The organism is Bacteroides sp. CAG:633 (assembly GCF_000435115.1).
GTDB classification, from domain to species: Bacteria; Bacteroidota; Bacteroidia; order Bacteroidales; family Bacteroidaceae; genus Bacteroides; species Bacteroides ndongoniae.
Map to the genome: position 1 here is coordinate 1 of NZ_FR883035.1, position 14,228 is coordinate 14,228.

General features: G+C 46.7%; 11 protein-coding genes, 1 tRNA gene and 1 pseudogene. 5 read left to right on the forward strand and 8 right to left on the reverse strand.

Features of this window, described 5'->3' with window-relative positions:
* Positions 1–54: 54 nt before the first annotated feature.
* Positions 55–1,308 (reverse strand): DEAD/DEAH box helicase, encoded by a 1,254-nt coding sequence (locus QVP67_RS05030; RefSeq protein ID WP_022162472.1) that lies wholly within the window; start codon positions 1,306–1,308, stop codon positions 55–57.
* A gap of 77 nt (positions 1,309–1,385) precedes the next feature.
* Entirely contained in the window at positions 1,386–2,618 is a 1,233-nt protein-coding gene (gene serB, locus QVP67_RS05035; RefSeq protein ID WP_022162473.1) for a phosphoserine phosphatase SerB, read from the reverse strand.
* 277 nt (positions 2,619–2,895) lie between these two features.
* Here serB and QVP67_RS05040 point away from each other — a divergent pair, with 277 nt between their 5' ends.
* A complete protein-coding gene (locus QVP67_RS05040; protein WP_022162474.1) occupies positions 2,896–3,396 on the forward strand; it encodes a thioredoxin family protein in 501 nt (166 codons plus the stop codon).
* Between the two features lie 234 nt (positions 3,397–3,630).
* Here the strand turns inward: QVP67_RS05040 and QVP67_RS05045 are convergent, their stop codons facing one another.
* The 3 genes from QVP67_RS05045 to lon are packed head-to-tail and all read right to left on the reverse strand — an operon-like array spanning position 3,631 to position 8,371.
* The gene (locus tag QVP67_RS05045) at positions 3,631–4,767 is read right to left on the reverse strand and encodes an LptF/LptG family permease (protein WP_071150699.1); all 1,137 of its coding nucleotides are present in this window, start codon (positions 4,765–4,767) and stop codon (positions 3,631–3,633) included.
* Positions 4,764–5,894, reverse strand: coding sequence for a tRNA guanosine(34) transglycosylase Tgt (gene tgt, locus QVP67_RS05050; RefSeq protein WP_022162476.1), 1,131 nt, complete (start codon positions 5,892–5,894; stop codon positions 4,764–4,766). The genes QVP67_RS05045 and tgt overlap by 4 nt, the downstream gene beginning before the upstream one ends.
* A complete protein-coding gene (gene lon, locus QVP67_RS05055; protein WP_022162477.1) occupies positions 5,891–8,371 on the reverse strand; it encodes an endopeptidase La in 2,481 nt (826 codons plus the stop codon). Before lon ends, tgt begins: the two co-directional genes overlap by 4 nt.
* Before the next feature lie 171 nt (positions 8,372–8,542).
* Here lon and QVP67_RS05060 point away from each other — a divergent pair, with 171 nt between their 5' ends.
* The 3 genes from QVP67_RS05060 to QVP67_RS05070 all read left to right on the forward strand — a co-directional run bounded on the left by QVP67_RS05060 (position 8,543) and on the right by QVP67_RS05070 (position 10,406).
* The gene (locus QVP67_RS05060; RefSeq protein ID WP_022162478.1) at positions 8,543–9,250 is read left to right on the forward strand and encodes a tRNA1(Val) (adenine(37)-N6)-methyltransferase; all 708 of its coding nucleotides are present in this window, start codon (positions 8,543–8,545) and stop codon (positions 9,248–9,250) included.
* A 541-nt stretch (positions 9,251–9,791) separates the two neighbouring features.
* Positions 9,792–10,049 (forward strand): type II toxin-antitoxin system HicA family toxin, encoded by a 258-nt coding sequence (locus QVP67_RS05065; protein ID WP_022162480.1) that lies wholly within the window; start codon positions 9,792–9,794, stop codon positions 10,047–10,049.
* Between the two features lie 6 nt (positions 10,050–10,055).
* On the forward strand, positions 10,056–10,406 hold the full coding sequence (locus tag QVP67_RS05070; protein ID WP_022162481.1) for a type II toxin-antitoxin system HicB family antitoxin: 351 nt from the start codon (positions 10,056–10,058) through the stop codon (positions 10,404–10,406).
* 548 nt (positions 10,407–10,954) lie between these two features.
* Here QVP67_RS05070 and QVP67_RS05075 read toward each other — a convergent pair.
* The 3 genes from QVP67_RS05075 to QVP67_RS05085 all read right to left on the reverse strand — a co-directional run bounded on the left by QVP67_RS05075 (position 10,955) and on the right by QVP67_RS05085 (position 13,479).
* A tRNA-Pro gene (locus tag QVP67_RS05075) sits at positions 10,955–11,029 on the reverse strand.
* A 123-nt stretch (positions 11,030–11,152) separates the two neighbouring features.
* On the reverse strand, positions 11,153–12,115 hold the full coding sequence (locus QVP67_RS05080; RefSeq protein WP_022162482.1) for a sensor histidine kinase: 963 nt from the start codon (positions 12,113–12,115) through the stop codon (positions 11,153–11,155).
* Complete coding sequence (locus tag QVP67_RS05085) at positions 12,112–13,479, reverse strand: sigma-54-dependent transcriptional regulator (RefSeq protein WP_022162483.1); 1,368 nt, start codon at positions 13,477–13,479, stop codon at positions 12,112–12,114. The genes QVP67_RS05080 and QVP67_RS05085 overlap by 4 nt, the downstream gene beginning before the upstream one ends.
* Positions 13,480–13,763: 284 nt before the next feature.
* On the opposite strand from QVP67_RS05085, the pseudogene QVP67_RS05090 reads away from it, so the two are divergent.
* A pseudogene (locus tag QVP67_RS05090) lies at positions 13,764–14,228 on the forward strand (TolC family protein); the annotation flags it as partial.

The window sequence follows — 14,228 nt, forward strand, 5'->3', positions numbered from 1 at the left end:
TAGGCTAGGCTAATTTTTAACGAACTATTGTTTATTGAAAAGCCCTAAATAGGATTAAAAGGGCTTTTTAGCTTCTTTTTTGCCGTTTCGTCTGTTGTTCTTTTTTCCTCCGCCTTTTTTGCCGTTGCCATTACGCTTGTGGTTCTCGTTGGTACGCGGCTTGTATTCGGGGGCTTCTCCTAATGTTGCGGGGACGGGGATTTTGTAAATGTCTCTTTCTAAGAAGTTCTCAATGACTTTGAAGTTTGATTGTTCCTTCTCGCTGACGAACGTGATAGCGACTCCATCGTTGTTGGCACGTGCGGTACGGCCGATCCGGTGTACATAGTCTTCGCAGTCGTGGGGAACATCGTAGTTGATGACCAGACGGATGTCATCAATGTCGATTCCGCGTGCTACAATGTCCGTAGCGACCAGAATGTTTATTTTTCCGGCCTTGAAGGCATACATTACTTCTTCACGCTGTGCCTGTTCCAAGTCAGAGTGCATTTCGCCAACATTCAGCTTCATGTGTTTTAATGCTTTTGTTACTTCTTTGACTTTCAGTTTGGACGAGGCGAAGATGATGACACGTTCCGGAGTCTGTTCGGCAAACAGATCGCGTATGATGCCTAATTTCTGGTTCTCATAGCAGATGTAGGCTGCCTGAATGATTTTATCTGCAGGCTTCGAAACTGATAATTTGACTTCTACCGGATTGTTGAGGATTGACTGGGCCAATTGCTGTATTTTGGCAGGCATTGTAGCCGAAAACATGATGGTTTGCCGTTCTTTGGGCAGATATTTTGCTATTTGCATAATATCATCGTAAAATCCCATGTCGAGCATGCGGTCGGCTTCGTCCAAAATGAAATAGGAAACCCGTGAAAGATCTACATATCCCAGGCTCAGGTGGGCTATCAATCGCCCGGGAGTGGCAATAACAACATCTGCGCCTAATGTGAGGCCTTTTTTCTGCTGTTCAAAAAGAATTCCGTCATTACCTCCGTAAACGGCTACACTTGATACCGGCATAAAATACGAAAAACCTTCCATCTGCTGGTCTATTTGCTGGGCCAGTTCGCGTGTAGGAGCCATAATGATGCAGTTGATGGCGTCTTCGGGATGTTCTTCCTCGGAGAGTTTGTTCAGGATAGGCAATAAATATGCAGCCGTTTTTCCTGTGCCGGTTTGAGCTACGGCTATCAGGTCCTTACCGTCGAGTATGACGGGTATTGATTTCTCTTGTATCGGAGTACATTCTTCGAAGCGCATGGCTTCCAGTGCATCGAGTACTTGGTCGTTAAGTGGTAGTTCGGAAAACTTCATGTTTTTGTTTTATATGGCGCAAAGATAGCAATTTCTATATTTATGGCAAAAATAAACGGTTCGCTTATTGGGGTGTGTTATTTGGGCAGATCGATATAAGAATCTTTAAAACCGAGAAAATAGAGTACGCCATCCAGGCCAATCGTGTTGATGGATTGCTTGGCGTTGGCCACTACTTTGGGTTTGGCATGAAAGGCAATACCAAGACCGGCAATGCCCAGCATGGGAAGGTCGTTGGCTCCGTCGCCTACGGCAATTGTCTGTGCGATGTCTACTTTTTCCACCTGTGCGATGAGACGTAAAAGCTCGGCTTTGCGTTTGCCGTCTACTACATCGCCCAGATATCGTCCGGTCAGCTTTCCGTCTACGATTTCCAATTCGTTGGCATATACGTAATCTATTCCATATTTCTTCTGCAGATACTGGCCGAAATAAGTAAAACCTCCCGAGAGGATGGCTATCTTGTATCCGTATTTTTTCAGCACAAACATCAGGCGGTCTACACCCTCTGTGATAGGCAGGTTTTCTGCTATTTCTTGCATAACAGATTCGTCAAGTCCTTTTAGCAGAGCTACCCGTTCACGGAAACTCTCGATGAAGTCTATTTCTCCGCGCATGGCCCGTTCGGTGATGGCTTTCACTTTGTCGCCGACACCGGCGCGTATAGCCAGTTCGTCTATAACTTCTGTTTCTATCAGTGTGGAGTCCATATCAAAACAAATAAGTCGGCGCATGCGGCGGTACATGTTGTCCAGCTGGAATGAAAAATCCATTTCCAATTCACTGGCCAGTCGCATCAGCTGTTCTTGCATGATGGTTCTGTCTTTAGGGGTACCTCGTACAGAAAACTCTATGCAGGCCCTTGTACGTGCTTCGCATTCGTTCAGGGGGATTCGTCCTGTCAGACGCTTGATGGCATCAATGTTCATTCCCTGTTCTGCCAGAATGCGGGTGACGGCTGAAATCTGTCGGGCTGATAATTTACGGCCCAGCAAAGTCAGAATATATCTGTTTTTGCCTTGCATGCTTACCCAGTCTTCATATTCCTTTGTGGTGATGGGGTAGAATCGGATGGTGACGCCCAAGGAAGATGCTTTGAACAGCAGTTCCTTCATAATAAAGCCGGAATGTTGCTCTTCGGTCATGCACAAGATGCCCAGTGATAGTGTATTGTGTATGTCGGCCTGGCCGATATCCAGAATGGTTGCATCGTATTTGGCAAGAACTTCAGTGACAGAAGCCGTCAATCCGGGGCGGTCTTCACCGGTAATTCGTATCAGAATAAGTTCGGTATTCGAGGACTGTTGCATAAGATATCTCTGTTTTTCGGTTATTATTCGGCAAAAGTAAAGAAAAAACTTCCTATTTATGCTAAATAACATAAAAATATGACGTTAAAAAGTGAGTTTTTTTCTTGTTTATTTGGATTTTATTTCAATAAATACCTACCTTTGCCGCCGATTTCATAATAAAAGGTTTTGAGTATCAACTGTTTTTAGTGTTTTCAGGGCCTTATAAGACAATGTTCCGGGAAGAAATCACTGCCTCGGGTGCAGGCTCGGATAGTATTAACTAAAATCATATTACATGAAGTATGTAAAATGGGTTTTTGTTGTATTACTAATAAGTTCCTTGACTTCTTTTGTAGAAAAAGACAAACCTACGGGAGGTTTGAACGTGGGTGACATAGCCCCGGATTTTGAAATCCAAACTATGTCGGCTAATCAATCCGTACATGAGCTTTCTGACTTGAAAGGCCGTTATGTGTTGCTTAGCTTCTGGGCCAGTTATGATGCGCAGTCCCGTATGCAGAACGCAAGTTTGAATAATGCGCTTCGTGCTTCGGCCAACAACAATGTAGAATTGGTTTCTGTTTCGTTTGACGAGTATAAGTCAGTTTTCGAGGAAACCGTTCGTAAGGATCAAATAGTTACGCCGACCTGTTTCGTGGAAACTGAGGGCGAGTCTTCCGGCTTGTTTAAGAAATATCGTTTGAGCCGTGGATTTTCTAACTATTTACTGGATGATAATGGTGTAATAATTGCCAAAAACATCTCTGCTGCTGAGCTTTCGTCTTACTTGAATTAAACCTTATCCCATTGGGATGGAAGCGTTTAAAGAACCTGTATGAAGAAAGTAGGGGAGTCCTCATTCTGACACGGCTTTGGTGATTGGAAATAAGGACTGGACAAAAGAGGAAATGTATACAACAAAAAAGCCCCTCTTGCTACTGTGCAATGCAGAAGCAAGAGGGGCTTATTTTTTTTCCAGTTAAGAAAATCTTTTTTCCTAACTGGGAAAAAATTTTTCTCTAACTGTCTTTTATTTGGGCGCTTTCGTATACAGGTAGAAGGCTATGAAGGTATACAGCACGTTCGGAATCCATACGGCAATCATTGGCGGAACATTGCCGTTGACTGCAAATGTTGAAGCAATGGTTTGGAACAGGATGTATGAGAAACTGAGAGCCAGTCCGATACCCAGGTGCAATCCCATTCCGCCTTTGGTCTTTTTAGACGATAGTGATACGCCGATCAAGGTCAAAATGAACGAAGCAAACGACATGGCGATTCGTTTATGGTATTCTATCTCGAATTCCTTGATATTGGCAAAGCCCCGTTGTTTCTGGCGGTCAATGTATTCACTTAACTGAGGGCTTGTCAGCATTTCCTGCTGGTTCTTCATGATAAGAAAGTCGGCAGGTTCCATAAACAGGGTAGTGTCTATGCGACTCCCTTTGGTGATGCTTTCTTTCATTCCGTCCATTTCGCGGATCATATAGTCTTTGATGGTCCACTTATGCAGGGCTGTAGTGTCGTAGGTAATGGCTCTGGCGGTAAGGTGCGATACCAATTGCTTTCCTTTGAACTTGTCCAAAGAGAAGCGGTAGCCAGTTTTGCTATAGTCTTCGTAGCGGTCGATGTAGGCAATGACACCGGTATCTACTTCCAATTGGATGTTACGTGCCGTATTGCTTTTACGCGGCTTGTAGTATTTGTCCTCGAAGTTGATACGGGTAACGCTGCCTTTGGGAATGACGTATGACCCAAGGTAAAAAGTGACTACTGCAATGATGGCTGCCGAAACCATGTAAGGCCGGAGCATTCGCTTGAAGCTCATGCCGGTAGAGAACATGGCTATGATTTCAGAATTCTCGGCCAGCTTCGACGTGAAGAAAATAACGGCGATGAAGACAAACAACGGACTGAACAGATTCGCAAAGTACGGAATAAAGTTCATGTAGTAATCGAAAATAATGGCTCGCCACGGAGCTTCGTGCGACATGAACCGGTCCATCTTCTCGTTGAAGTCGAATACTACCGCGATGGAGATGATCAGTGCTATGGCAAACACATACGTCCCCAGGAACTTTTTGATGATATAATAATCCAACCGCTTCAGGTATTTCCCTTTAGGCAGCTCGATGTTTTTTAAAATCTTCCAGTCTATTTTTCTCATAATCTCGTCGATAAGCGTTTTACCATCATCGGCTTCCATGTAGAAAAGTCTCCGGCAATGATATGTTTACGGGCTTCGCCTGCCAACCATAAGTAGAAAGCCAGATTATGTACGGATGCTATTTGCATGGCCAATAGTTCCTGTGCGTGGAATAAGTGGCGCAGGTAGGCCTTTGTATATAATGTATCTACGTAGGATGCTCCGTTGGCTTCGATAGGCGAGAAGTCTGTTTCCCACTTTTTGTTGCGCATATTTATGATGCCGTCTTTGGTGAAGAGCATACCGTTGCGTCCGTTACGGGTAGGCATTACGCAGTCGAACATGTCTACACCACGTTCGATGCCTTCCAGTATATTTATCGGCGTGCCTACTCCCATCAGGTATCTGGGTTTGTCTTTGGGCAGAATTTCGTTGACCAGCTCTATCATTTCGTACATTTTCTCCGTGGGCTCGCCTACAGCCAGTCCGCCGATGGCATTGCCTTCAGCCTCTTTTGAGGCGATGAATTCGGCCGATTGCTTCCGCAGATCGGGATAGACACAGCCTTGCACGATGGGGAAAAGCGCCTGATGATAACCATACTTCGGCTCGGTCTCGTTGAAACGTTTGATACAGCGGTCCAGCCAGCGATGAGTCAGCTCCATCGATTTTTTGGCATAAGCGTATTCGGCATCTCCCGGAGTACATTCATCGAAGGCCATCATGATGTCGGCACCTATGGTACGCTCAATGTCCATCACCTTTTCGGGGGTGAATATGTGCTTACTTCCGTCGATGTGCGAGCGGAACTCAGCTCCCTCCTCGCGCAGCTTGCGGATGCCCGAGAGAGAAAACACCTGGAAACCGCCGCTGTCTGTCAGCATCGGGCGGTCGAATCCGTTGAACTTATGCAGTCCGCCGGCTTTTTCGATGACATCCAGTCCCGGACGCAGATACAGGTGATAGGTGTTACCTAAGATGATCTGCGCCTTGATGTCTTCTTTCAGTTCGGTCAGGTGTACTCCTTTTACGGTTCCCAATGTGCCTACCGGCATGAAAATGGGAGTCTCTATCTGGCCGTGGTCGGTCGTTATCAGACCGGCACGTGCATTGCTTTTACTGTCTGTATATTGTAACTCGAATGTCATTCCTTCTCTTTTTCTGTTTTATCATTTTTTACGGAAAGGTCGATGGCATCGGCTACCTTTTCATTGGTCAGCGCAATGGCAAATACCTCTTTAATATCTTTTACATAGTGGAAAGTGAGTCCCTTCAGGTATATTTCCTGTATCTCCTCTATATTCTTCCGGTTTTCTTCACTTAAAATGATTTCTTTGATTCCGGCACGTTTGGCAGCCAGAATCTTTTCCTTGATTCCGCCTACAGGCAATACTTTCCCGCGCAGGGTGATTTCACCCGTCATGGCCAGATTGGCTTTGACTTTTCGTTGTGTCAAGGCCGACGCCAGTGAGGTGGCCATCGTAATGCCGGCCGAAGGTCCGTCTTTGGGGATGGCGCCTTCGGGAACATGAATGTGTATGTTCCAGTTATCGAAAATGGCATCATCTATATTCAATAGCGAATTGTGGGCTTTGATGTATTCCAGTGCCAGCATAGCCGACTCTTTCATTACATCTCCCAGGTTGCCGGTCAGGGTCAGTCTGCCGCCTTTGCCTCGGCTCAAACTTGTTTCAACAAAGAGAATTTCACCTCCGACGGCTGTCCAGGCCAATCCTGTTACTACGCCGGCATATTCGTTGCCCTGATATTTGTCGCGCGTATACTCCGGTGCGCCCAGAAAGTCGTACAGGTCTCCCGGCTTGATTTCTGTCTTGGCAAAGTAGCCGTCTGTAGCATACTGGCGTGCCGATTTACGGAGTATTTTGCTGATTTTCTTTTCCAGTTCGCGTACGCCGCTTTCTCTTGTATACGACTCAATGATAATCTCCAGTGTGCTCTTGGGGATTTTGATATCGTTTTTCTTCATACCGTTAGCTTCCAGCTCCTTGGGTACCAGATGCCGGCGGGCAATTTCTATTTTTTCTTCAGTGATGTATCCGCTGACCTCGATCAGTTCCATACGGTCGAGCAGAGGCCCTGGAATTGTATTGAGGTTATTGGCCGTAGCTATGAACATGACTTTCGACAAATCGTAATCTACATCCAGATAGTTGTCATGGAAAGCCATATTCTGTTCCGGGTCAAGAACTTCGAGCAAGGCTGACGAAGGGTCGCCCTGACGGTCTGAATTTATTTTATCGATCTCATCGAGGATGAAAACTGGGTTTGACGAGCCTGCTTTTATCAGGTTCTTGATGATACGTCCCGGCATAGCACCGATATAAGTCTTCCGGTGTCCGCGTATTTCTGCCTCATCGTGTACTCCTCCCAACGACATACGTACATATTTTCGTTTCAGGGCAGCTGCGATGGAACGTCCTAACGACGTTTTACCTACACCCGGAGGACCATAAAGGCAGATGATAGGTGACTTCATGTCACCTTTCAGCTTCAGTACGGCCAGATGCTCCAGAATACGCTCTTTGACTTTCTCCAGTCCGTAATGGTCCTTATTCAGGGTCTTTTCTGCGTTGGTCAGGCTGAGATTATCAGTTGTATAGATGCCCCATGGCAGGCTGAGCATGGTCTGCAAGTAGTTCAGCTGAACGCTGTAGTCGGGCGATTGCGCATGCATCCGCTCCAGCTTGTCGACTTCTTTCAGGAAGGTGGCTTTTACTTCGGCACTCCATTTCATGGTTCCGGCCTTTTTGCGCATTTCCTCTATTTCCTGCTCCTGTCCGTTTCCGCCCAGTTCGTCCTGGATGGTTTTGATCTGTTGCTGCAGGAAGTACTCGCGTTGTTGCTGATCAATGTCTTCGCGTGCACGCATCTGGATGGATTCCTTGATTTCAGCCAGTTGCACTTCACGGTTCAGGATGGCCAGTAACCGATAGGTACGGGTGCGCAATTCGTTGATTTGCAATAACTCGATTTTCTCATCTTTCTTCAGAGGCAGATTGGTGCAGATGAAGTCGATGAGGAACATGTGGTTACTGATATTCTTGATGGCAAAAGCAGAGTCTTGCGGGAACATATCAAGCGTACGGATGTAGCGGATAGTCAAATCTTTGACAGCCTCTACCAAAGCCTGAAATTCCTTGTCGCCTTTTTCGGGCAGTTCTTCGTTCATGGGGACAATGCGCCCTTTCAGATACGGAGTTGTCTCGACGATTTCTTTTAGCTCCATGCGTTTAGAGCCCTGCAGGATAACCGTTGTTGTCTGGTCGGGCATTTCGAGCACACGGATTATCTTGGCAATAGTGCCTATGTTATGCAAGTCTTCAAACAGGGGAGACTCCGTTTCTGCAATTTTCTGGCATACTACTCCTATATAGCTTCCTTTCTTTTCGGCTTCACGTATCAGTCTCAGGGAAGTGCTTCTTCCTACGGATACAGGCATGAATACGCCGGGAAATAAAACCATGTTCCGAAGTGGCAATATCGGCAGGGTATCATCTACTTCTATATTCATCAGTTGTTCTTCATTTCCTTCAAAATCAGCAATTACGGAGAAACCGTTTCCGTGCCTGTCTTCGATATCGCTTAGGTAATGTCTTTTCTTCATTTTTTTGCTTTTTAATTTAAGTCATATTGGCTGGCCAATAAAGCGCCGCAAATTTAGCTATTTCTTCAATTATAACAGCTTACTTTCTCTTTAAAAACACAAAAACGATGCCAAAATGCATCAATCTTTTTATTCTTTGCTTATTTTTGGGCGTCAATAACAAAGATTTCTATGTCGAACAACTTTTTTCAGTTTAAACATTTTACCGTATGGCATGACAGATGTGCCATGAAGGTTGGCACGGATGGCGTATTGTTGGGAGCGTGGGCGCCGGTTGAGGGATGCACGAATGTGCTGGATGTCGGAACCGGTACAGGTTTGATAGCCTTGCAGTTGGCTCAGCGTGCGCCTCAGGCAAGGATTGTTGGAGTTGAGATAGACAAAGCTGCAGCAGAGCAGGCAGAAGAAAATATAGGACGTTCGGCGTGGAAGGACAGGTTGACGGTTTTGTGTTGTGATTTCCGGAATTACAGTTCCGAGGTAGGTTTCGATCTTATCGTATCCAATCCTCCGTATTTTCTTGATGCATTGAAGTCGCCTGACAAGCAACGTTCTGTAGCGCGCCATACTGACAGTCTGAACTATGATTTGTTGTTCCGTCATTCGTCTCATCTGTTGCAACCTCATGGAGTGATAGCCATTATAATACCTTCCGAAGTGGAACAGGCAGTTGAGGATGTAGCTTGGATGCATCAGTTGTATCCGGTACGTCGTATGCGTGTTTTTACCAAACCCGGAAAGCCATGTCGTCGGGTAATGTTAGCTTTCTCTTTCGAGAAAAGAGAGTGTGTCAATGAAGAATTGTGCATTGAGCAAGCTGCAGGAGGGTATAGCAAAGAGTATGTAGATTTAACTCGTGAATTTTATCTGAAGATGTAGTCTGAGTATGAGGCAGTGTATTGTATGAACAGAATGTTTGTTTTGTCTTGAATATTTTATCATTTTATTTGGGCTTGGAAAAGAGGAAATGCGCTTCATTTCATAACACTGGGCATGGGATATGATTTTATTTTGCCTGTATATATAGTGTGATAATGTGCTTGTGGCTTTCTGAGCAAAACATTTGATGCTTTATGTTGTGAGATAAAATGACTATATATGTGATTTTTGATTTGGTATGTAGTGAGGGCAGTGGGATATCGCCTTTGTTGGGAATGTAAATTTTGTTTTGGATGAGATTGAAGTTGTCAAGAGGACAGGCAGAGAAACTGAGAATGATATTGAGATGTAGAATAAGCTTTCAACCTTAAAGGGGGATAGGTGTTGGCAGAAACATTACGAGGTTTATTAAATCGAACGATTTAAAATCTTAGATATGGAATATCTGAATAGCGGTATCTTTATGGTATTGCTATTTTTTTGTATAAAAGACTTTGTCTTTAGTACCATATTTAGTACTTTTGCGTAAAACGAAAATGCAATGGGTTCAAAAGAGAAATTGATAGAACGGTTCAAGAAGCAGCCAAAGGACTTCACTTTTGAAGAGACACTTTCTTTACTTGGTTACTTCGGTTACATCAGGCACAACAAAGGGGCTACTTCCGGTTCTCGTATTCGTTTCAAGAACGAAGAAACGGGGCAGTACATAGATATACATTGTCCACACCCAGGAAGCATAATGAAAGCGTGGATGATGAAAGCAATTTATCAACATTTGAAGAATAACGGTTTAATATAAAGAGTTATGGATTATTTGGAATATAAAGGTTATAAGGGTTCTGTAGAATACAGCAAAGAAGATAATTGCCTTTGTGGTAAAGTGCAAGGAATGGGCAATAAAATTTTGATTCTTTATGAAGGGACTACCATCGACGAACTCCAAAAGGATTTTGAAGAAGGAATCGATAGTTATCTCGAAGGTTGCAAAGCGGATGGAGTTGAGCCGCTAAAACCGTTCAGCGGGAAACTTAATCTGCGTATGACTTCTGAACTTCATGCTCGTGTGGCTGCATTTGCTGCAAGTACAGGTATGACTATCAATGATTTTATCAATAAGGCCATAACCAACGAGCTGGAGCATGAGTGTGCGATGTAAAACGATTCAAGATTAATATTCTTTCAGCGTGATTATCTCAGTAGTCACGCTTTCTTTTTGCCTAAAAACGAACTTTTTTTAATTGTTTTGTCCGACTAGCCTTGTAATTTTCTCTATAAGTAAATTTTTTCATATGAAATTATTAATCAAAGTTATACGATATGACAATATTTGAATTAATTTTGGCAGGATTGTAACAGAAGTTTCTTAGAGTGGGACACTGCTACATACGCTTACCCGTACTGTCATTAAGAAGGCTGAGGGTGTGACGGACGAAACGAAGTCGGAAAAATTAACGGATACGTAAAATGATTATATGTGTGACCTTTGGCTTGGAGTGTGGCGAGGAAAGAGGGCTTTTAAGAAACCTGATGCTGTTTTAGTAATTGACTTTAATTTTGCACCGAATTTGCACCGAATTTGACCCGAATTTGACCCGTATTTGACAACAATTAATGTGTTTTATTGTACTTTATTGTGTATTTTCAAGCAAGAAATAACAAAAAAATCAGAGATTCACATTTCGTAAACCTCTGATTTTCAGTTTGTCGGGGTAGCGGGATTCGAACCCACGACCCCCTGCTCCCAAAGCAGGTGCGCTAACCGGACTGCGCTACACCCCGAATGTTTTATTTCTTAAAAGCGAGTGCAAAGGTAGTATTTTTAGTGATATGTGCCAAATGTTTTGGTAATTTTCTGATTGTTTTTTTGTAATCCTTTGATTTTCTGTAGATAAAAAATGCGGGTTAGAACTCCAGAGTGAAGCTGCAGCCTTGTCCGGTGACGGACTGTACGGTGATGTTGCCTCCGTGGCGGTTCATAATCTGTTTGCACAGGCTAAGTCCGATGCCGGAGCCGTTGGGTTTGGTGCTGAAGAAGGGAACGAATATCTTGTCTTGTACGTCGGGTAGGATGCCGTCGCCGTTGTCGCTGACTGTTATCAGGCATTGCCAGGCAAAGCCGGGGACGACCTTGATGTCTATCCGCGGATGCTGCTTTTTGCCACATGCTTCCATCGCGTTCTTTATCAGATTGATTAATACCTGCTCGATCTGTGCGCGGTCTATCTGGATGATGCGGTCCTGTTGGGGAAGTTCGATGTGGATGTATTCCTCGGGATAGAGCTTGTGCAGGTCAAGCAGCAGTTCGCGTACGGAGACGGGGCGGCGGACAGGCGAGGGGAGGCGTGTCAGTTTACGGTAGTTCTCGACAAATTCGAGCAAGCCTTTGCTGCGGCGATGAATGGTCTGCATACCCTGTTTCATGATGGGATAGTTCTTTTCATTCATCTCGCGTTCGCTCAGGGTTTCCGACAGGGATATGATGGGGGTGATGGAGTTCATGATCTCGTGGGTCAGTACCCGGATCAGTTTCTGCCAGGCATCCATCTCGTTGCGTTCCAGAATGCGGGTGCGGAAGTTCTTCATGGCTTCCGACAGTTCCAGGGTCATGGTCTCCATGGAGCGGTTGCGGTAGGGAGACCGGAACGACAGCATCATGTCGTCGAACCGCAGGCTTTCGGCCAAGTGGCGCATCATGCGTATCTGTATCAGCTGCATACGGTAGAGGTGGATGGCAAGCGCCAACAGGAAGAGGAAAGCCATCAGTGCGCTGAACCACAATTGTTCCTGTATCAGCAGATAGATAACAACGGACAGCAAGCAGATGCCGATGATGTGCAGAATGACGACAAGGGAATAACGTTTCATAGGCCTAATTTTTCCAGTTTACGATACAGGGCAAAGCGGGTGATACCCAGGTATTCGGCAGCCCGGCTGACGTTGCCTTCGCTCAGACGCATGGCACGTTCGATGGCTTGCCGTTCCAGCTGTTCCAGGTTGAGGACTTCCTGTTCTTCCTTGCGGGGGCGGGGAGTGGTGGCCTGGAAGACGAAGTTCTCGGGGCGCAGCAACGAGCCGTCGCCCAGGATGACGGCACGTTCCATGGTGTGCTGCAGTTCGCGTACGTTGCCCGGCCAGGCGTACTTCAGCAGTTTGTTCTTGGCTTCGCGCGTCAGGCCACGCATCTCCTTTTGGTATTTGCGGGCGTAGCGTTGCAGAAAGTAGTCGGCCAGCAATAGGATGTCTTCTCCACGTTCGCGCAGGGGAGGGATGTGCAGCTCGATGGTGTTGATGCGGTAGAGCAGGTCCTGGCGGAAGCGTTCTTCTTCTATCATGCGGCGGATGTCGGCATTGGTGGCACAGATCAGGCGTACGTCAATCGGTATGGTTTGCGTGCTGCCCAAGCGGCTGATCTGCCGTTTTTCGATGGCGGTGAGCAGCTTGGCCTGCATGGGCAGGGACAGGTTGCCTATTTCGTCCAGAAAGAGCGTACCGCCCGTGGCTACTTCCATGCGGCCTGCCTTGGCCTTGCGCGCGTCGGTGAAGGCACCTTTTTCGTAGCCGAACAGCTCGCTTTCGAACAGCTGTTCGGGGATGCTTCCCAGGTCGATGGTGACGAACGGACGTCCGCAGCGGGGCGAGTTACGGTAGAGCAAGCGTGCAATGACGTCCTTCCCCGTTCCGTTCTCGCCCAGGATGAGGATGTTGGCGTCCGTGTCGCGCAGCTTGTCCACTGTGTCGAAGACTGCGTGCATGGCTGGCGACTCGCCGATGATGCGCTCGTCGGCATTCCCGTCGCTCAGTGCTTCGACCTGTTCCTTCAGCAGGCTGACTTCGCGTCGGGAGCGGCGTAGCTTGATGCCCGACGAGAGGGTGGCCAGCAGCTTTTCCTTCTCCCAGGGTTTGGGGATGAAGTCGGTGGCTCCTGCCTTGATGGCACGCACTGCCTTGTCGGTGTCCGAGTAGGCGGTCATGAAGATGACAACTGCCTGGGGGTCGATTTGCAGAATCTGTTTCAGACAGTCGAAGCCTTCCTGTCCGCTCACCACATCGCGACTGAAGTTCATGTCGAGCAGGATGATGTCGGGGTGGAAGGTGGTGATGAAGTGCTCCAGCCGGTCGGGGCCGGTGATGACCTTTATCTTCTCGGCATAGGGCTCCAGCAGCAGGTTCAGGGCGAAGAGCACGTCTTCGTTGTCGTCCACAATCAGTATTTTACCTAAGTTTTCCATAAGCATGTCTGTTCGTAAATGGTGATGGCACAGCTGTGTGCTGCTGCAAAGATAGTGATAATATCCTTGTGCTGTGCGTGCGGTTCCGCACTATTTTTGTGCGATAGTGCACGCGGATAAGAATTTCTTGATATTCGTAATGTGCAGATAGATAGGGCGATACACGTTTGGCACAGCTTTTGATACTCTTTTCGTAAATAAATGGAAGAATTATGCTTAAACGTATCATACTGACAATAGGAACGGCCTGCGCCCTCTGCACCGCCGCGCAAGCACAGGAGACGATGGAACTGAACCTTCAACAGACCATCCGCCACGCCCAGCAGCAATCGCCCGATGCCCAGAGCGCTCGCCACAGTTTCCGCTCTTCGTACTGGAACTACCGCTACTACCGTGCCAACTATCTGCCCAACCTGACGCTGACCTCCAGCCCTTACCTGGACCGTGCCATCAACAAGGTGACGATGGGCGACGGTAGCGTGAAGTTTGTCGAACAGAATCTGCTGAGCACCAACCTCACCCTGAGCCTGACGCAGAACGTGCCCTGGACGGGCGGTACCTTCTTTGTGGAAACGTCGGCGCAGCGCATCGACCTGTTCAGCGACGACAGCCATTCGTATCAGACTTCGCCCATCAACATCGGTTACTCGCAGTCGCTCTTCGGCTATAACTCGCTGAAGTGGAACCGCCGTATCGAACCCCTGCGCTACCGCGAGGCCCGCAAGCGCTATGCCGAGACGCTGGAGCTG